The organism is Streptomyces sp. NPDC087787, assembly GCF_044743035.1.
Taxonomy (GTDB): Bacteria; Actinomycetota; Actinomycetes; order Streptomycetales; family Streptomycetaceae; genus Streptomyces.
In genome coordinates, this window is sequence record NZ_JBIUVQ010000009.1 from 264,640 (window position 1) to 282,641 (window position 18,002).

Genomic DNA, 18,002 nt, shown 5'->3' on the forward strand with positions numbered 1-18,002 from the left:
CCATGACGAGCAAGGCACTCCTCGAAGGCGGGCCGGAGGATCTCGCGGGCACCCTGGTGCCCGTGGTCCCTCCCGGACAGGAACTGAAGATCCCGCACCTCGGGGGATACGAGCACTACAAGGTCACCTCGCGCCACGAGGACAGCAAGGAAGGACAGGTCACCGTCTACCGGTGGTGGGAGCGCACCGAAGTCGCCGAGTGAGCGGCCGGGCGCACACCCCGGCCGGTGAAAGCGTGCGGGCCCGCCCCCGGGAGCCGGGGGCGGGCCCTTCTGCCACCTCGCGGTGGCACCGCCATGCAGCACCGCGAGGAATCCGGGGGGAGGAGGCGCTCTAGCCGAAGCGGCCGGAGATGTAGTCCTCGGTCGCCTGCACGGACGGGTTGGAGAAGATCCGCTCGGTCTCGTCGATCTCGATCAGCCGGCCCGGCTTGCCCACGGCCGCCAGGTTGAAGAACGCCGTACGGTCCGAGACGCGCGCCGCCTGCTGCATGTTGTGCGTCACGATGACGATCGTGAAGCGCTCCTTCAGCTCGCCGATCAGGTCCTCGATGGCGAGCGTGGAGATCGGGTCGAGGGCGGAGCAGGGCTCGTCCATGAGCAGCACCTTCGGCTCGACCGCGATGGCGCGGGCGATGCACAGACGCTGCTGCTGACCGCCGGACAGGCCCGAGCCGGGCTTGTTCAGGCGGTCCTTGACCTCGTTCCAGAGGTTGGCGCCCTTGAGCGACTTCTCGACGATGTCGCCCAGCTCGCTCTTGCGGTAGTTGCCGTTCAGCCGCAGTCCCGCCGCCACGTTGTCGAAGATCGACATGGTGGGGAACGGGTTCGGGCGCTGGAACACCATGCCCACCTCGCGGCGCACGGCCACCGGATCCACCCCGGCGCCGTAGAGGTCCTCCTCGTCCAGGAGCACCTTGCCCTCGACGCGGCCGCCCGGCGTGACCTCGTGCATACGGTTGAGGGTGCGCAGGAACGTCGACTTGCCGCAGCCGGAGGGGCCGATGAACGCCGTCACCGAGCGCGGCTCGACCGTCATCGAGATGTCCTCGATCGCCTTGTGGGCGCCGTAGTAGGCGGTGAGCCCGCTCACATCGATTCGCTTGGCCATGACTACTTCACTTCCAAAAGTCCGGGGGTCGCTGACAGGCCCCGCGCGGCAGCAGCCGCAGATCGTTAACGGGGGGCCTTCCAGCGGGCGATGCCGCGGGCCACCAGGTTGAGGATCATCACGAAGGCGATGAGGGTGAGCGAGGCCGCCCACGCGCGGTCGTACGCCGCGCCCGGGCCCGTGCTGTTCGTGTACTGCTGGTAGATGTACAGCGGCAGCGAGGACTGCGCCCCCTCGAAGGGGTTCGTGTTGATGAACGGGTTGCCGAAGACCAGCAGCAGCACAGGCGCGGTCTCACCGGCGATACGGGCGATGGCCAGCACGATGCCGGTCGTGATGCCGCCGACGGAGGTCGGCAGGACCACCCGCAGGATCGTGCGCCACTTGGGCACGCCCAGGGCGAGGGACGCCTCCCGCAGCTCGTTCGGCACGAGCTTGAGCATCTCCTCCGTGGAGCGGACCACGACAGGCATCATCAGGATGGCCAGGGCCAGCGAGCCGGCGAAGCCGAAGGGCTGCATCTTGAAGATCAGCATCAGGCTGAGGATGAACAGGCCCGCGACGATCGACGGGATGCCGGTCATGACGTCGACGAAGAAGGTCACGGCCCGGGCGAGGTTGCCGCGTCCGTACTCCACCAGGTAGATGGCGGTGAGCACGCCGACCGGCGCGCCGATCAGGGTGGCGAGGCCGACCTGCTCCAGGCTGCCGATGATGGCGTGGTAGATGCCGCCGCCCGGCTCGTTGTCGGCGACCAGGCCCATCGAGTGGGTCAGGAAGTAGCCGTCCAGGACCTTCACCCCGCGCTGGACTGTCGTCCAGACCAGGGAGACCAGCGGCACCAGGGCGAGCAGGAAGGCGACCCAGACGAGGCTGGTCGCGACCCGGTCCTTGGCCTGGCGGCGGCCCTCGACGCGGGCGGCGACGCCGTAGGTGCCGAGGACGAAGAGGACCGCGGCGATCAGGCCCCACTGGACACGGCTGTGCAGGCCGCCGGCCAGGCCGATGGCGACCGCGGCGGCCAGGGAGCCGGCGGCGATGGCCCACGGGGACCACTTGGGCAGGCTGGCGCCGCGCAGGCTGCTGGAGCGCTGGTCGGCGATGGCTGCGTGGCTCATGCGTTGGCCCCCGAGTAGTCCTTGCGGCGGGCGATGATCAGGCGGGCCGCGCCGTTGACCAGCAGAGTGATGACGAACAGGACCAGGCCGGAGGCGATCAGCGCGTCACGGCCGTACTCCGACGCCTCGCTGAACTTGCTGGCGATGTTCTGGGCGAAGGTGCCGCCGCCCGGGTCGAGCAGGCTGGCCCCGATGGTGAAGGTCGGCGACAGCACGGTGGCGACGGCCATCGTCTCGCCGAGCGCGCGGCCCAGGCCGAGCATCGAGGCGGAGATCACGCCGGAGCGCCCGAAGGGCAGCACCGACATGCGGATGACCTCCCAGCGCGTGGCGCCGAGAGCCAGGGCCGCCTCCTCGTGCATCCGGGGAACCTGGCGGAACACCTCACGGCTGACGTTGGTGATGATCGGCAGGATCATGATCGCCAGCAGGATGCCGACCGTGAGCAGCGAGCGGGGGGCGCCGCCCTCCCAGGAGAAGACGCCGGTCCAGCCGAGGTAGTCGTTCAGCCAGCCGAACAGTCCGTCCAGGTGCGGGACCAGCATCAACGCGCCCCACAGGCCGTACACGATGGACGGCACGGCGGCGAGCAGGTCGACCACGTAGGCGATGGGACCGCTCAGCCGGCGCGGGGCGTAGTGCGTGAGGAAGAGCGCGATGGCGACCGCGACGGGGACCGCGATGACCATGGCGATGATCGAGGAGACCACCGTGCCGAAGGCCAGCACGGCGATGCCGAAGACCGGCGGCTGAAGGCCGGTGTTCCACTCGAAGGTGGTCAGGAAGTTGCCGTGGTCCTTGCTGATCGCCAGCGAGGCACGGTAGGTCAGGAAGACCGCGATCGCGGCCATGACCACCAGCAGCAGGATGCCCGACCCACGGGTGAGACCGAGGAAGATCCGGTCTCCGGGACGGGTGGCACCGCGGGCGGCGCGCTTCTGCTCGGCCGCGGTCGGTTCAGGGGAAGGCGCGTCGGCGCCCGTCGTATGCGTTGATATGTCCATCGGGATCTCCGGTCTGCGGAGACGTACGCGGGGTACGGCTCCTGGCGGCGGTGCACCGGAAGGTGCGGCCCGGCCCCGTCAGGGGGGCCGGGCCGCACTCGGATCAGCTCAGGCCGTCGATGGTGGTGCGGACCTTGCTGATGATCGCGTCGGGGATCGGCGCGTAGTCGTTCGCGGTGAGGATGCTCTGGCCCTCCTCGCTGGCGATGTAGCGCAGGAACGCCTTGGTGGCCGGCAGGGTGTCGGCCTTGTTGCCCTTGTCGCAGACGATCTCGTACGTGACCAGGACCATCGGGTAGGCACCCTCGGCCTTGGTGTTGTAGTTCAGCTGCAGGGCCAGGTCGCTGCCGGTGCCGACGACCTTGGCGTCCGCGATGGCCTTGGTGGCGTTCTCGACGGTGGCCTTGACCGGGGCGGCGGCACCCGTGTTGATGTCGACCGTGGCCATGTCCTTGGCGTACGACAGCTCGAAGTAGCCGATCGCGCCCTCGGTCTGCTTCACCTGCTGGGCCACGCCGGAGGACTGCGGAGCAGCCTGGCCGCCCTTGGCCTGCCAGGCCTTGCCGCCCTCGTACTTCCAGTTCGCGGGGGTGGCGGCCTTGAGGTACTTGGTGAAGTTGTCCGTGGTGCCGGACTCGTCCGAGCGGTGGAACGCCTGGATCTTCAGGTTGGGCAGCTTGGCGTCGGGGTTCAGCTTCTTGATCGCCGCGTCGTCCCAGTTCTTGATCTTGCTGTCGAAGATCTTCGCCAGGGTGGGGGCGTCGAGGACGAGGCTGTCCACGCCCGGGACGTTGTAGCCGACCGCGATCGGGCCGCCGACCATCGGCAGGTCGATGCCCTGACCGCCGTCGGTGCAGATCTTCTGGGAGGCGGTGACCTCTTCGGGCTTCAGCGCCGAGTCGGAGCCGGCGAAGGCGACCTGGCCCTGGGTGAACGCCGTGACGCCGGCGCCGGAGCCGCCGCCCTTGTAGTTGATCTGCACGCCACAGGCCTGGCTGAACTGCTTCACCCAGGCGTCGATCGCGTTCTTCTGCGCCGAGGAGCCGTCGGCGAGCAGCTGGCCCTTGGCGTCGTCACACTTGATGGAGCTGTTGGAGGCCGCGGTGCTGCTGTCGCCGCCGGCGTTGTTCTTGCCGGTGTCGTCGGAGCCGCACGCCGTGAGGGCCAGGGCGCCGGAGACGGCGAGTGCGCCGAGAGCGAGTGCCCGCCGGGTCTTGCGCTGAAGCTTCACTTGAGTTCCTTCCAGGAGCCGCCGTCCTGTTCGGCGGCGTGCGGGGTGTGGACGACACCGATGCACCGACCTGCGCATCAGCACCGGGTAAGGCCGAAATTAGGCAGAACAGGTGAAGCTGCCGATGGCCGGAAGTGAACGAGGGGTGAACCCCTGCCGACAGTGCGGTGAGGTCACGGAATGCTTACGTCGAGGCCACGGAAGGAGACATGGCCGGGGCGGGCTCTCGCCATGGACTCGCAGGCGCGCCGGACACCAGGGGGATGCCCCGCTCCCCGCGCCGCGCCGCCGGCCCGCGCGACCGGATCGGCCCGCGCTCGCGTGTCGGTGACGCCCCGACCGCCGTACTGTGGCAGTCCTGCGGCGCGGTTCCCCGGAACCCTCCGGGCCGCCTCGTCGTCTCGTTCCGCAGGACGATCAGGAGGTGCGGGCATGGAACGGCGGACTTTCCTGGGGGGCGGCGCGGCCGCGCTCGCCGCGGCCGCGACGAGCGCGTGCAGCGGCGGCACGGGCGCCCCGGCCCGGGCGGCGGCGGACCGGACGACCGCCAGGGAGATGTCGGCTGCCGCCGGCACCACCAGCACCCCGACGGCCACCGGCTGGGCCGCGCTCGCCCGCTCCCTGCACGGCCCCCTGATCCGCCCGGGCGACGCCTCCTGGACGACCGCCAAGCAGCTCTACAACACCCGCTTCGACAACCTCAGGCCCGCCGCGGTCGCCTACGTGGCCAACGCCGACGACGTACGGACCGTCCTGTCCTACGCCCGCGCCCACCACCTCCGCGTAGCCGTCCGCAACGGCGGCCACTCCTACGGCGGCTGGTCCTCCGGCGACGGCCGGCTGATCATCGACGTCTCCAAGCTCGGCCAGATACGGGCGAGCGGCTCCTCCGCGGTGATCGGCGCCGGCGCCAAGCTCATCGACATCTACCGCACGCTCACCGCGAAGGGCGTCACGATCCCCGGCGGCTCCTGCCCGACCGTGGGCATCTCCGGCCTGGTCCTGGGCGGCGGTCACGGAGTCGTCGCCCGCGCCTACGGCCTGACCTGCGACAGCCTGACCGGGGCCACCCTCATCACCGCGGACGGCAGGCAGTTGACCGCCGACGCCACCCAGAACAAGGACCTGTTCTGGGCGCTGCGCGGCGCGGGCAACGGCAACTTCGGCGTCGTCACCGAACTGCGGTTCAGGACCCACCCCGCACCGCAGGCCGTGTCGGCGTACCTGACCTGGCCCTGGGCGAAGGCCGCGGCGGTGATGAAGGCCTGGCAGGAGTGGGGACCCGCCCAGCCGGACGAGATCTGGTCCTCGCTGCACCTGGAGAACACGGCGGGCGGCACGCCCAGGGTGTCCGTGGCCGCCTTCTCCCTGGGCACCTACGGCGCGCTGCAGAACGCGGTGGACCGCCTGGCCGCGTCGGTCGGCGCCCCGGCGTCGAGCGTGTCGCTCAGGCGCCACTCCTACTGGCAGGCCATGGACGCCTACGCCGGCTGCTCGTCCTTCCCCGTGGAGGCCCAGTGCCACCTGCCGGGCAGGACGCCCGGCCGCTCCCCGCAGGGCAGGCTCGGCCGCGAGACCTACGCGGCCCGCTCGGACTTCTTCGACCGCTCCCTGTCCGCGGCCGGCATCCGGACCCTGGTGGCGCAGCTGCCCTCGGTGCGCGGCGGCGCGGGCAGCATCGCGTTCACCGCGCTCGGCGGGGCGGTCAACCGGGTCTCCCCGACGGCGACGGCCTTCGTCCACCGGCGCTCACGCATGCTGGCCCAGTACGTCGCCTCCTGGCGCCCGGGCACCACCGGCTCGGCGGCCCAGGCCTGGCTGACCTCGGCGCACGACGCCATGCGGCCCTACGCCTCCGGAGCGGCCTACCAGAACTACAGCGACCCCACCCTGAAGAACTGGCGCACGGCCTACTACGGCGACGCGGCGACCCGCCTGGCCAAGCTGAAGCGGCAGTACGACCCGCAGAACTTCTTCTCCTACCCGCAGGGCTTGTGACGCCCGACGGGCCACCCGCGAAGACCCGGCGGCGGACGGCCGGGCACGGCGGGGCGCTCCGCTACGCCGCCAGGTCCCGGTCCTCCGCCGGCGCCCGTTCCCCGGCGGAGCAGCCGGAGACCACCGCGTCGCCCGCGCCGCCACGCCGGGCACGCACCAGCCGGCCGCCCCACGCCGCTCCCTCGACCGCCTTCATCAGCGGCGTGAGCAGGGCCATGGCCAGGGGGGAGAGCAGCAGCGCGACAGCCGTACCCAGCGCGAACCCGCCGACCACGTCCGTCGGATAGTGCACGCCCATGTAGACCCGGCAGAACCCCTCGAACAGCGCCAGCACGATCCCGGCCAGGCCGAAGCGCCGGTCGACGACGAACAGCGCGACCGCCATCGCCATGGTGATCGTCGCGTGATCGCTCACGAAGGAGTAGTCGGTCTTGCCGGACACCAGGACATCGAGCCCCCGATGGTCCAGGAAGGGCCGGGGCCGCTGCACGAAATCCCTTATCGGCACGTTCACGAGCACCGCGAGGCCGGCCGCCAGCGGCGCCCACACCAGCGCGGCCACGGCGGACGCCGCCCCCTCGCCGCCCCGGCGCCGCACGGACCACCAGCACCCCAGCACGAGCAGCACCATGGCGAGCAGCAGCCCGTACTCACCGACGTACTCCATGACCCGGTCCAACCAGTGCGGAGCGTTCCTGGCCAGGCTGTTGATGTCGTAGAGCAGGTCGACGTCGGGGTTCGACCCGGATTCGGCGAGTCCAGCCATCCTGCTGCGGCCCCTTCGTCGTGTCGTCGCGGGCGCACCCGGCGTGCGCCGCTCCTGCCCACCCCCGTGGTCGTAGATCCGCTTCCGCTGCACGCACGCAGGGTCCGCACGCCACCGGACATCCACTTGGCTACGTCATCAGCAACGCACGACCCCGATCGATGCGTTCCGCACTCCACCGAACGATCACGCAGACGTTATCGAAGAGAGACTCGTCGCCGCAGCTCAGGCGGGCGGCTCACCCTCCGCTCACACCGCGGAGGGGAGCGCCTTCGCGCCGTCCTCGGTGACCCTGGTGGCCCCGAAGTAGTCGGGTGTGTCGACGGGATCGAAGCGGATCACGGCGCCCGTCCTCGGCGCGTCGATCATGTACCCGCCGCCGACGTAGATGCCGACGTGCCGGATGGCCCGCGAGTTGGTCAGGTCGTCGGAGAAGAACACCAGGTCACCCGGCAGAAGTTCGTCCCGCTTGGGGTGCGGCCCGGCGTTGTACTGGTCGTTGGCGACCCGCGGCAGCGTGACCCCCACGCTCTCGTAGGCGGCCTTGGTCAGGCCCGAGCAGTCGAACCGTCCGCCCTGCTCAGGGGTGCCGTTCCCGCCCCACAGATAACGCGTGCCCAGCTTGCTCTGCGCGTACGTGATGGCCGCCGCGGCCTGCCGGGAGGGGTCGACACGGGTGACGGGGGCGGCGAAGCTCTTCTCCAGGGTCGTGATCGTCTTCACGTAGTTCCGCGTCTCCGCGTACGGCGGCACGCCCCCGTGGCTGATGACCGCGTAGGCCCCCGCGTTGTAGGCCGCGAGCATGTTGTGCGTGACGTTGCCCGGCACGTTCTTGACGTAGGAGGCGAGTTCGCAGTCGTAGGACGCGGCCGAGGGGATCGCGTCGTTCGGGTTCCAGACGTCCGCCTTCCCGTCGCCGTCGCCGTCGATGCCGTGCGTGGCCCAGGTGCTCGGGATGAACTGCGCTATCCCCTGCGCCGCGGCGGGGCTCCTGGCGTTCGGGTTGAACCCGCTCTCCTGGTACAACTGGGCTGCCAGCAGGGCCGGGTTGATCGCGGGGCAGAGATTGCCCCATCTCTGCACGAGGGGCTGGTACGCGGCCGGCACGGCGCCCTTGGCGAGCCCCACGGACCCGCCGCCCGCCCCGCCCGCGATGTTCCCCGCGGCGACGTAGACGCCGACGACGAGCAGGGCGACGAGGCTGAGCCCGGAAGCGACGGCGGCGACCGCCACGATCCATGCCTTACGCACCGTCAACCGCCCCTCGTCGCACGGGAGTCCGCCGTCGACAGTGTAGAGGCGCCGGCACCGCTTTCCAGGTGATCACACACGGGCGCAGGGCAGCACGGCGGTCAGCCACCGTGCGACCCCGCGGCGAGGGGCGGTGGGGGGCGGATCAGGGAGCGGCGGTCGCGTCCTTGTAGAGCCGGTCCGCGGCGGCCCCCAGCACCACGCTGTACGAGGTGTCCGCCGTCGAGCCGCCCGCCTCGTGGCCGCCGAGAACGCCGACGACCTCCTGGTCCCCGTTGATCCACGGGCTGCCGCTGGTGCCGCCGGTGAACTCCGGGCAGTCGATGCGCTGCTGCGTGCCGCTGTGGGCCCGCGGCCGGTTGGTGCAGCTGATGGGCACCTCGCGGGAGTCCGGGTAACCGGTGAGGGTGACCGCGGTCGTCCCGGTCGCCGCCCCGGTGAGGAAGCGGTTGGCGCCGACGGCGTCCTCGACACCCTTCCCGCCCTGCGGGGCGATCACGGCGAAGGCCATGTCGCTGTCCTCGTCCTGGTGCGCGGTCCAGTCGTCGGGCAGGAAGCGCTGCTTGACCTTCCACACCCCGTAGGGCGCCCGGCCGTCCCGGTACCCCGGCACGAACACCAGGTCGGAGTCCCCGCTCAGGCAGTGGGCGGCGGTGACGACGAGGTCGCGGCGGGGGCTGTGCACCACCGAGGCCGTGCAGAAGTGGTTGCCGGCCAGGTCGTCGGCCTTGTCCGCGCCGAACAGCGCCCCGACCCGGGCACTCTGCGGGGTCCTGGACGTGACGGCGGTCACCCCGAGCGGTTCGGGCTCCTCGAACGGGCCGGTCATCCCGTGCGGTCCGATCATCCTGAGCGCGCCGGGTCCGTCGTGCGCGGCCGCGACGGAGACCGAGGTCACGGCGAGCAGCACCAGCGTGGCGAACAGCGCCCGCGCACCGGCCCGGCGACGCCCGGGACGTGCGCGACCGGCGAGGCTCTCGGTACCTGAGGTGCGCTTCATCAGGCTCCACTGTGGCGGACGGGGATGAGAAACGGACCCCGACTTCCCTGAGATTCTCCTGTGAAACGCCCGTTCATCGTATGACCGGGCTCACACCGGCTCCCCCGACGCGCCCCGCCCGCCGGGACGCCGCCGGGCCGACGGGAACGCGGTGCCGACGCGGAGAAGCGTGAGACCATCGGCCACGGGCGACCGGTCACCCGACTGGTCGTCAGAACCCTTGCCGACACATGAGAAACGTCAACGACGGAACCACATCACGGGTTGCGGTCGGACTTCATTGCCCGGCGTGACCTGCCGTGATACACAGAGTGACCATACGTACGAAACCCACCAGGCAATGCCGTCAAGTCGACATACGGCGGCGTCATTGTCGGCGAGAATGGGCCTGCCCTCTGCACGAAGGCAGGGGAAGCGGAACTACCCAACAGGGGCGGTGACTTACATGCTCTTTGCGGCCGACAAGGGAGACATCAACACCATCATCGGCGGGATCGCTCCGAACTGGGGGCCCTTCGGCAGCCTGGGCAACGAGGCGAAGGTGATGATCGAGGTGGTGATGGCCGTGGCCATCCTGCTCTGCCTCGGCATCGCCATCTGGGGCGCCGCCAAGCAGCGCATCGGCGCCACGGCCCTGCGCGACACGTTCAGTGCCGAGCAGGGCAAGGGCCTGATCATCGCCGGGCTGACGGGCGTGTTCATCATCGGCTCGCTCGGCACGCTCTTCACCATCGTGTACGGCATGGCCGTGTAACCGGCGCATACCCGCGCATGCCGCGCACGGTGCCCCGTGCGCACCGCCGGCCGGACCCTCCGGGCGCGCCCGGTGACCCCACTGCCCCTACCCACCCACCGTGCCCACCGGCTGAGGTTGCGTTTCCCTGATGTCGAGTCACCACACCGCGTCCACGCGGGAACCAGCACGGCTACCGTCGTACTTCCAGGCATTCCGGTACGAGGTCGAGGGGGCGTAAGGGGCATGAGTCGATCGGACGGGCACGGGTACGGCGATTCGGCGCGTGCCGACGACGGGCCGTACGCGGGCGGACAGACCCGCACCCGGCTCCCGGACCGGCCCGGCGACCCCTACGGAGGCGCGCGGCGCGGCGGCCGCTCGTCCTCGCGCAGCCTGATCACGGTGGTCGCCGTCGTCGTCCTCCTCATCGCCGCGATCGCCTTCGCGAACCGCTCGGGAGGCCGCTCCCCCGCCGCCGGCGGCGGCACCGCCGACAAGCCCAAGGCGGCGGCGACCGCGGCGACCGGCAAGCAGCCGGTCCACACGAAGACGGACGGCATCCCGTCGGGCTTCGCCCACGACGAACAGGGAGCACAGAGCGCCGCCGCGAACTACGCCGTGGCCCTCGGCTCGACCGACATGTTCAAGAAGGGCACCCGGCACACCCTCCTGGACCTCCTCTACACCCCCGACGCGGCGGCCCGCCTCCAGAAACCCATGGACAAGGCCTACTCGGCGGACTTCCTCAACAGGATGGGCCTGGACGCGGACGGCAACCCGCCCACCGGCAGCACGTTCGTCTCACGTGTGGTGCCGGTGGGCACCACCGTGCAGCAGTACAGCGACAGCAGCGCCAGGGTCGCGGTCTGGTACGTGGGACTCATCGGCATGTCCGCGGAGACCTCCACCGACCCGGTCACCTCGTCCTGGAAGACGTGGACGTTCGAACTCCAGTGGTCGAGAGGCGACTGGAAGATCGTCTCCGACTCGCAGAAGACCGGCCCCGCCCCGGTCCCCGGCGACGACAGGGCCGCCACCTCCGACGAGATCCGCAAGGCCACCGAAGAGTACGGAGGGTTCACGTATGCCCGGTAGCAAGCAGCGCCTGCTGGGGCTCACCGGAGCCGTGGCAGCCGTGCAGACGACGGTCGTACTGCTGGCCACCCGCGCCGTCGCCGATCCCTCGCCCAGCCCGACGCCCTCGCCGACGGCGAGCAAGAACGACTGCGACCTCATCTTCGGCGAAGCCAAGAAGTACTGCGAGCGCGGCAACGGCACCAGCAGCGGCGGCGGTTCCACGGCTCCCGACCCCACCTCCACCCTCGACCCCCTCTCCTCGCTCGCCAAGGGCTGTGCCGACGCCGCGTCGTGGACCGTCACCAAGCTCAGCAAGGCCGTGCAGGAGACCGCGAACGTCGACTTCACCAACCAGAAGTTCCTCCAGCAGTACGCGGTCGTGTTCGCCGCCTCGACCGTGCTCACACTGCTGCTCTGGCTGCTGGCCGTCGCCAAGCGCGCCGTACGCGGCGTACCGCTGTCCACCGCCGTCTCCGAGGCGGTCGGCTTCCTCTGGCTGACCGTGCTCGCCTCCGCCTTCACCCCGCTGATCCTCTACACGGTCGTCTCGGCCACCGACGGCGTCTCCGACGTCCTCGCCAAGGCCACCGGCGACCAGGCGGGCACCTTCTTCGGCACGTTCTCCGCCGCGCTCGGCAAGGGCGAGAACATCGGCGGCGGACCGATCATGCTGATCGTCGTCTCCCTGGTCTCCATCCTCGCCGCCGGCGTGCTCTGGCTGGAGCTCGTCCTCCGCGCCGCCCTGCTCTACGTCGGCGCCCTGCTCGGCACCGTCGTCTACGCCGGACTGGTCGACAAGAACCTGTGGGGACACGTCCGCCGCTGGGCCGGAATCATGATCGCGGTGATCATGGTGAAGCCGGTCGTCGTCATCGTGCTCGGGCTCGCCGGAGCGCTCTCCTCCGGCGACAACGGCCCCGGCGCCTTCTCCGCGGTCGTCTCCGGCCTCGCGATCATCCTGCTGGCCATCTTCGCCAGCGCCATGATCTACCGCTTCGTCCCGGGCTTCGGCGACGAGATCGCGGCCGGCCGCAACAACCGCATCATGCGGGGCGCCGAGGGCAAGGCCGCCGCGGTCATCAGCTCCCCGGCCACCCTGGTCGCACAGGGCATCAAGACCCACAGCACCCGGGCCGACAACAACGGCGGCGGCCAGTCGTCCGCCCCCCGCCCGGCCAACCCGGCCTCCGGCGGCGTCGCCGCGCACAGCGCCCGCGTCCCGGACGGTGGCGGCGGATCCGGCCCCTCCACCACACCCGCTCCCCGCGCACCCAGCCCGGTGAACACCCCCCACGCCGGAAGCACCCGCAACAGCAGCACCAACCGCCCGGGAGGTGAAGGACGTTGACGACCGACTCCCACGTGTCCCACGCGGTCGCGTCCCGCCGTACCTATCTGATCGGCCGCGCCCGGCCGAACGCGATCGTCGGCCGCAACCGCGAGACCGGCGAGATCGCCCTGATCATCGCGGGCGCGTTCATCGGCATGATGTGCGGACTGCTGGTCCCGGTGCTGCCCCTGCGCATCGTCCTGCTGACGGGCTTCCCGCTGCTGGCCCTGGCCGCGGTCTACGTGCCCTACCGGCACCGCACCTTCTACAAGTGGTTCGAGATCAACCGCAGCTACAAACGCACCGTCAAGCGCGGCGCCGTCTACCGCTCCAGCGTGATGGAGGCCGGAACGAGCCTGGACGGCCGCGAGGTCGAGATCGGGCCGCCGCCCGGCATCGGCCGGATCACCTGGCTCGCCGCGCCGTTCGGCCCCGACGAGATCGCCGTACTCCTGCACGCCGACCGCAGGACCGTCACCGCCGCCATCGAGATCGAGGGCCCCGGCGTCGGCCTGCGCGACTCCGAGGACCAGGAAGCCCTCGTCGACCGCTTCGGCACCCTGCTCAAGCACGTGGCCAACGGCGACGGCTTCGTCACCCGCCTGCAGATGCTCGCCCGCACCCTCCCCGCCGACCCCGACGCCCACGCCAAGGACGTCACCATGCGAGGGGACGAACGGGCACCGCACTGGCTCCAGCGGTCCTACGACCAACTGCAGTCCATGGTGTCCACCAGCAGCGAGCAGCACCGCGCCTACCTCGTCGCCTGCATGCACTACACCCGCGAACTCGCCGCCGAGGCACACGCCATGGCGCGGGCCGCCCGGCCCCACACGGGCCGCAAGCTGGACCGGGACGCCGGACTCGCGGTCGTCATGGCCCGCGAGCTCACCGACATCTGCTCCCGGCTCCAGGAGGCCGACATCCGCGTACGGCAGCCGCTCGGTCAGGGGCGGCTGGCCTCGCTGATCCACTCCATGTACGACCCGGACCACCCGATCGACCACATCCAGGCGATGACCAAACGCAACGCCTGGCCGGCCGAGCTGGACGCCATGGAGCCGACGTACCTCCAGGCCAAGACCCGCGAGTCGACGACCCGCGCGCCCTGGTGCCACGCCACCGCCTGGGTCAAGGAATGGCCGATGACCCCGGTCGGCGTGAACTTCCTCGCGCCCCTCCTCGTCCACACCCCGGACGTCATCCGCACCGTCGCCGTCACGATGGACCTCGAACCCACCGAGATCGCCATCGAACGCATGCTGACCGAGAAGACCAACGACGTCGCCGAGGCCAGCCGCGCCGCGAAGATGAACCGCACCGTGGACCCGCGCGACGTCGCCGCCCACAGCCGCCTCGACCAGCGCGGCGAGGACCTCGCCAGCGGCGCGGCCGGCGTCAACCTGGTCGGCTGGATCACCGTGTCCTCCCGCTCCCCCGAGTCCCTGGCCCGCGACAAGCGGACGATCAGGGCCTCGGCCGGGAAGTCCTACCTGAAACTCGAGTGGTGCGACCGCGAGCACCACCGCGCCTTCGTGAACACGCTCCCGTTCGCCACCGGAATCCGACGGTAGGGGCTGATGCTCTGATGCGGGACCCGCTGACCTCACTCACGGACGCCTTCACCACCTTCCTGTTCGGGAAGGTGGAGACGACCCGGCTGCCGGTGAGAACGTCCACGGGCCAGGCCCAGGCGGTCTACCTGCCCACCGCCGCGCCCGGCCTCGGCGACTCGGGCGTCATCATCGGCCGCGAGGTGTACTCCGGAAAGGGCTACATCTACGACCCCTTCCAGCTCTACGGACAGCAGCTCCCCGCCCCGCACTGGCTGGTCCTCGGCGAGTCCGGCAACGGCAAGTCGGCGCTGGAGAAGACCTACGTCCTGCGCCAGCTCCGCTTCCGCGACCGCCAGGTCGTCGTCCTGGACGCCCAGGGCGAGGACGGGGTGGGCGAGTGGAACCTCATCGCGGAGGAGCTGGGCATAACGCCGATCCGGCTGGACCCGATGGCGGCCCTCGACCACGGCATCCGGCTCAACCCCCTGGACCCGTCGATCACGACCACGGGCCAGCTCGCGCTGCTGCGCACCATCATCGAGGTCGCCATGGGGCACGGCCTGGACGAGCGTTCCGGCTTCGCGCTGAAGGTCGCCCACGCCTACGTCAACGAGACGATCGTGGAACGCCAGCCGGTGCTGTCGGACATCGTCGAGCAACTCCGCCACCCCGAGCCGGAGTCGGCCGAGGCGATGAACGTCGCCATAGACGACGTACGGGCCTGGGGCCTGGACGTGGCGCTGGTCCTGGACCGGCTGGTCGACGGTGACCTGCGCGGCATGTTCGACGGCCCCACCACGGTCGGCATCGACCTGGACGCGCCCCTGATCGTCTTCGACCTGTCCCACATCGACCGCAACTCCATCGCCATGCCGATCCTGATGGCGATCGTCGGCGTGTGGCTGGAGCACACCTGGATCCGCCCCGACCGCAAGAAGCGCATCTTCCTGGTCGAGGAGGCCTGGCACATCATCAACAGCCCGTTCGTGGCCCAGCTGTTCCAGCGGCTGCTGAAGTTCGGCCGCCGGCTCGGTCTGTCGTTCGTGGCCGTCGTCCACCATCTGTCCGACGTGGTGGACGGGGCGGCGGCCAAGGAGGCCGCGGCGATCCTGAAGATGGCCTCCACCAGGACGATCTACGCCCAGAAGGCGGACGAGGCGAGGGCGACGGGAGGGGTGCTCGGCCTGCCCAGGTGGGCGGTCGAGATCATCCCGAGCCTGACCCCCGGCATCGCGGTCTGGGACGTCAACGGCAATGTCCAGGTGGTCAAACACCTGGTCACCGAGACCGAACGGCCGCTGGTGTTCACCGACCGCGCCATGACGGAGTCCTCCAGCGACCGCCTCTCCGACGACAGCCTGCGCGCCGCGGAGCTGGAGGCGCAGGAGCGGGCGGCGGCCTTCATGGGACAGCACATCGGCGACCTGGACGGCTCCTCCGAGTCGACGGTGGCCTAGAGGGGACGCGCGCGTGAGACCGGACGACCGCGACCACGGACAGGGCCGCCAGGGCCGTCGGGACGGCCAGGGCGGCGTTCCCGACGGCCTGCTGGTCGGCGTCATGGCCTTCCTGCTCGGCATGACCCTGCTGGTGTGGACGGCCACCGGCCTCGCCGGCCTGTTCACCCACGGCTCCTGGCCCGCCGGGGTCGCCTTCACCCGCACGCCGCCGGCGATGCGCCGGCTCATCACCGACCCGCACGACATCCCCGGCGCCTGGCCGGACACTCCGCCGGACGCGCTGTCGGGCTACGGGCTGTTCTGGGGCCTGTTCATCGGCCAGCTGATGGTGCTGCTCGTACTGACCGTGTTCGTGATGGGCACCGTGGCCCGCTGGCGAGCCGGGCGGCTGCGCAGACGGGCCGAGAGTGCGGCAGCCCGGGAGCGGGCGACGGCGCCGGAACCCCAGGAGGCCCCCGCGCCGGTCCCGCACGAGGTGCCCAGCCAGCGGACGGCCCCGCAGCCCGGACGGCCGCTCATGGCCGCCCAGCAGCCCGCCGAGGCCCCGCAGGAGGCCGCACCGGCGGCCCCGCAGCCCTCGAACCGGGCGGAACCCGCGGCCCCGCCCGCGCAGCCCCTCATGCCCCTCATGCCCCTCGCCGCCGGCCGCCACAGCGGGCCGGCCGGCGGACGGGAGACGATCCTGACCGCCCCGCGGGAAGTCCGGCAGGCGGCCGCGGCCCAGGCGATCCGGGACGCGGCGGGCCCGGCCCTCGTCATCACGTCGAACCCCGCCCTGTGGCAGGACACGAAGGACTCACGGGCCAAGCTGGGCCCGGTCCTCCTCTACGACCCCGGCCACCTCTGCGACACCCCGGCCCGCCTGCACTGGTCCCCCACGGCGGGCTGCGAGGACAAGGCGACGGCGGCCGCCAGAGCCGCCGCGCTGCTCGCCCCGGTCCGCCCCACCGCCAAGGTGGACCAGGCGACCGGCGACACCGCGGAGACCCTTCTGCGCAGCTTCCTGCACGCCGCCGCCGTCGACGGCCGCGCGATCCGCCACGTCCACCGCTGGGCACAGGGCACACAGGTCCAGGAGGCCGTGCGGACCCTCCGTACGAACCCCAAGGCCGCCGCCGGTTCGGCCGGCGAGCTGGAGTCCTCGCTCACCTCGTATCCCGAACGTCGTGACATGGCGCAGGAGTTGACCAGTCGCGCGCTGGCCTCACTGGTCACGGTCAACATCCGCGAGGCCTGCACTCCCAACCGAACTGATGCGGTCGCCTTGGATTCCTTCGTGAACGAAGGGGGCACGCTTTATGTGGTCGGCGAATCCCTCGAGGATCCCCGGACCGACCCGGGTGCGATGCCCCTCCTGACGGCACTCGCCTCAAGCGTGGTCGAGCGCGGCCGGCGCATGGCCGAACGGTCATCCTCCGGTCGCCTCGACCCACCACTCACGCTCGTCCTGGACGACGTGGCCGCCGTCGCCCCGCTTCCCCAGCTCCCGGAGCTGCTGGCAGCCGGAGCCGGCCAGGGGCTGCCCATGCTGGTCCTGCTCCGCTCCCACGAACAGGCCCGCGCCCGCTGGCCGCACGCCGAGCTCCCGGCGTGACCCGCGGCTGTGGCCAGGGCTCGCCTGTCTCCAGGGCCCTCAGGGGCGTTCGAGGACGTACTCCAGTTCGGACTCGGCCGAGCCGGCCGTCAGCGGCACGCTGACCCCGCTCGGCAGGAACCCGATCCTGCGGTAGAAGCGCAGGGCTCGCCCGTTGTCCTCGTGCACGATGAGCCGCACCTGCTCCACGTCGATGTCCCAGGCCCATTGCAGGGCCTCGTCGAACAGCAACTCGGTCAGCCCGCACCCACGGTGCTCGGGTCGCACATAGACACCTACGACGTGCCCCTGCCGCCGCTCGACCGGGAACCCGGCCCAGTCCGTCGTGCCGGCCTCCTCGACGAGCACGGTCACGCTTCCGACCCACTCGCCGTCCGGCCCCTCCACGATGAACTGCCGAGCGTCGCCCGACCCCACGGAAGCCCCGGCCGTCCGCTCCTGCCAGAACGAGTCGGGCCTGGCCATGGCGTCGTCGTACGTCTCCAGAAAGGCGAGGTGGGCCACCGGGTCCTGCAGCGCGACCAGCCGCAGCGCCTTCGCGGCGGGCCACTCCTCGGCGCGTACGGAGCGGACGACGTACCGCTCGGTGCTGCTGGTGCTGCCAGGGCTGCTCATGGGCCCACGGTAATGCACAAAAAAGAAAGGGCCCACACCTTTTCGGGTGTGGGCCCTTTCATCACAATTTGTTCGGCGGCGTCCTACTCTCCCACAGGGTCCCCCCTGCAGTACCATCGGCGCTGTGAGGCTTAGCTTCCGGGTTCGGAATGTAAC

At 70.9% G+C, this 18,002-nt stretch carries 16 protein-coding genes and 1 rRNA gene; 8 read left to right on the forward strand and 9 right to left on the reverse strand.

Annotated elements, in window-relative coordinates:
• Positions 1-2 precede the first annotated feature (2 nt).
• Positions 3-203, forward strand: coding sequence for a DUF5988 family protein (locus ACIOWN_RS17330; RefSeq protein ID WP_100569122.1), 201 nt, complete (start codon positions 3-5; stop codon positions 201-203).
• 130 nt (positions 204-333) lie between these two features.
• On the opposite strand, the gene pstB is transcribed toward ACIOWN_RS17330, so the two are convergent.
• From pstB to pstS, 4 genes are all read right to left on the reverse strand, one after another.
• Complete coding sequence (gene pstB, locus ACIOWN_RS17335; protein WP_100569123.1) at positions 334-1,110, reverse strand: phosphate ABC transporter ATP-binding protein PstB; 777 nt, start codon at positions 1,108-1,110, stop codon at positions 334-336.
• Positions 1,111-1,175: 65 nt separating this feature from the next.
• Positions 1,176-2,228, reverse strand: a complete 1,053-nt coding sequence (gene pstA / locus ACIOWN_RS17340) for a phosphate ABC transporter permease PstA (protein ID WP_362345933.1) — start codon at positions 2,226-2,228, stop codon at positions 1,176-1,178.
• Positions 2,225-3,232 (reverse strand): phosphate ABC transporter permease subunit PstC, encoded by a 1,008-nt coding sequence (gene pstC / locus ACIOWN_RS17345; protein ID WP_362345935.1) that lies wholly within the window; start codon positions 3,230-3,232, stop codon positions 2,225-2,227. Before pstC ends, pstA begins: the two co-directional genes overlap by 4 nt.
• Positions 3,233-3,335: 103 nt before the next feature.
• A complete protein-coding gene (pstS, locus tag ACIOWN_RS17350) occupies positions 3,336-4,463 on the reverse strand; it encodes a phosphate ABC transporter substrate-binding protein PstS (RefSeq protein ID WP_401982644.1) in 1,128 nt (375 codons plus the stop codon).
• 432 nt (positions 4,464-4,895) lie between these two features.
• On the opposite strand from pstS, the gene ACIOWN_RS17355 reads away from it, so the two are divergent.
• Positions 4,896-6,461: an FAD-binding oxidoreductase gene (locus tag ACIOWN_RS17355; RefSeq protein WP_401982646.1), complete on the forward strand. Its 1,566-nt coding sequence runs from the start codon at positions 4,896-4,898 to the stop codon at positions 6,459-6,461.
• A 61-nt stretch (positions 6,462-6,522) separates the two neighbouring features.
• Here ACIOWN_RS17355 and ACIOWN_RS17360 read toward each other — a convergent pair whose 3' ends face one another.
• The 3 genes from ACIOWN_RS17360 to ACIOWN_RS17370 all read right to left on the reverse strand — a co-directional run bounded on the left by ACIOWN_RS17360 (position 6,523) and on the right by ACIOWN_RS17370 (position 9,478).
• Complete coding sequence (locus tag ACIOWN_RS17360) at positions 6,523-7,227, reverse strand: phosphatase PAP2 family protein (protein WP_401982647.1); 705 nt, start codon at positions 7,225-7,227, stop codon at positions 6,523-6,525.
• Positions 7,228-7,476: 249 nt separating this feature from the next.
• Positions 7,477-8,484, reverse strand: coding sequence for a bifunctional lytic transglycosylase/C40 family peptidase (locus ACIOWN_RS17365; protein ID WP_362345943.1), 1,008 nt, complete (start codon positions 8,482-8,484; stop codon positions 7,477-7,479).
• A 139-nt stretch (positions 8,485-8,623) separates the two neighbouring features.
• Positions 8,624-9,478, reverse strand: a complete 855-nt coding sequence (locus tag ACIOWN_RS17370) for a trypsin-like peptidase domain-containing protein (RefSeq protein ID WP_362345945.1) — start codon at positions 9,476-9,478, stop codon at positions 8,624-8,626.
• Positions 9,479-9,923: 445 nt separating this feature from the next.
• Between ACIOWN_RS17370 and ACIOWN_RS17375 the strand changes: the two genes are divergently transcribed.
• The 6 genes from ACIOWN_RS17375 to ACIOWN_RS17400 all read left to right on the forward strand — a co-directional run bounded on the left by ACIOWN_RS17375 (position 9,924) and on the right by ACIOWN_RS17400 (position 17,231).
• The gene (locus ACIOWN_RS17375; RefSeq protein WP_100569130.1) at positions 9,924-10,232 is read left to right on the forward strand and encodes a hypothetical protein; all 309 of its coding nucleotides are present in this window, start codon (positions 9,924-9,926) and stop codon (positions 10,230-10,232) included.
• 225 nt (positions 10,233-10,457) lie between these two features.
• Complete coding sequence (locus ACIOWN_RS17380; protein ID WP_401982648.1) at positions 10,458-11,309, forward strand: hypothetical protein; 852 nt, start codon at positions 10,458-10,460, stop codon at positions 11,307-11,309.
• Positions 11,299-12,639: a hypothetical protein gene (locus ACIOWN_RS17385; RefSeq protein WP_362345949.1), complete on the forward strand. Its 1,341-nt coding sequence runs from the start codon at positions 11,299-11,301 to the stop codon at positions 12,637-12,639. Before ACIOWN_RS17380 ends, ACIOWN_RS17385 begins: the two co-directional genes overlap by 11 nt.
• A complete protein-coding gene (locus tag ACIOWN_RS17390; RefSeq protein WP_362345951.1) occupies positions 12,636-14,195 on the forward strand; it encodes an SCO6880 family protein in 1,560 nt (519 codons plus the stop codon). The genes ACIOWN_RS17385 and ACIOWN_RS17390 overlap by 4 nt, the downstream gene beginning before the upstream one ends.
• 14 nt (positions 14,196-14,209) lie before the next feature.
• A complete protein-coding gene (locus tag ACIOWN_RS17395) occupies positions 14,210-15,634 on the forward strand; it encodes an ATP-binding protein (RefSeq protein WP_362345953.1) in 1,425 nt (474 codons plus the stop codon).
• A 13-nt stretch (positions 15,635-15,647) separates the two neighbouring features.
• The gene (locus ACIOWN_RS17400; protein WP_401982649.1) at positions 15,648-17,231 is read left to right on the forward strand and encodes a type IV secretory system conjugative DNA transfer family protein; all 1,584 of its coding nucleotides are present in this window, start codon (positions 15,648-15,650) and stop codon (positions 17,229-17,231) included.
• 39 nt (positions 17,232-17,270) lie between these two features.
• Here ACIOWN_RS17400 and ACIOWN_RS17405 read toward each other — a convergent pair whose 3' ends face one another.
• Both ACIOWN_RS17405 and rrf read right to left on the reverse strand, forming a co-directional pair.
• The gene (locus tag ACIOWN_RS17405) at positions 17,271-17,846 is read right to left on the reverse strand and encodes a GNAT family N-acetyltransferase (protein ID WP_401982650.1); all 576 of its coding nucleotides are present in this window, start codon (positions 17,844-17,846) and stop codon (positions 17,271-17,273) included.
• A gap of 70 nt (positions 17,847-17,916) precedes the next feature.
• A 5S ribosomal RNA gene (gene rrf, locus ACIOWN_RS17410) occupies positions 17,917-18,002 on the reverse strand; the annotation flags it as partial.

What these genes read in the sequence shown, in the direction of transcription:
- ACIOWN_RS17385 (WP_362345949.1), top strand. Translation starts at nt 11,299, where the DNA reads ATGCCCGGTAGCAAGCAGCGCCTGCTGGGGCTCACCGGAGCCGTGGCA.
- ACIOWN_RS17395 (WP_362345953.1), top strand. Translation starts at nt 14,210, where the DNA reads ATGCGGGACCCGCTGACCTCACTCACGGACGCCTTCACCACCTTCCTG.
- pstB (WP_100569123.1), bottom strand. Translation starts at nt 1,110, where the DNA reads ATGGCCAAGCGAATCGATGTGAGCGGGCTCACCGCCTACTACGGCGCC.
- ACIOWN_RS17330 (WP_100569122.1), top strand. Translation starts at nt 3, where the DNA reads ATGACGAGCAAGGCACTCCTCGAAGGCGGGCCGGAGGATCTCGCGGGC.
- pstC (WP_362345935.1), bottom strand. Translation starts at nt 3,232, where the DNA reads ATGGACATATCAACGCATACGACGGGCGCCGACGCGCCTTCCCCTGAA.
- ACIOWN_RS17375 (WP_100569130.1), top strand. Translation starts at nt 9,924, where the DNA reads ATGCTCTTTGCGGCCGACAAGGGAGACATCAACACCATCATCGGCGGG.
- ACIOWN_RS17360 (WP_401982647.1), bottom strand. Translation starts at nt 7,227, where the DNA reads ATGGCTGGACTCGCCGAATCCGGGTCGAACCCCGACGTCGACCTGCTC.
- ACIOWN_RS17405 (WP_401982650.1), bottom strand. Translation starts at nt 17,846, where the DNA reads ATGAGCAGCCCTGGCAGCACCAGCAGCACCGAGCGGTACGTCGTCCGC.
- pstA (WP_362345933.1), bottom strand. Translation starts at nt 2,228, where the DNA reads ATGAGCCACGCAGCCATCGCCGACCAGCGCTCCAGCAGCCTGCGCGGC.
- ACIOWN_RS17370 (WP_362345945.1), bottom strand. Translation starts at nt 9,478, where the DNA reads ATGAAGCGCACCTCAGGTACCGAGAGCCTCGCCGGTCGCGCACGTCCC.
- ACIOWN_RS17380 (WP_401982648.1), top strand. Translation starts at nt 10,458, where the DNA reads ATGAGTCGATCGGACGGGCACGGGTACGGCGATTCGGCGCGTGCCGAC.
- ACIOWN_RS17355 (WP_401982646.1), top strand. Translation starts at nt 4,896, where the DNA reads ATGGAACGGCGGACTTTCCTGGGGGGCGGCGCGGCCGCGCTCGCCGCG.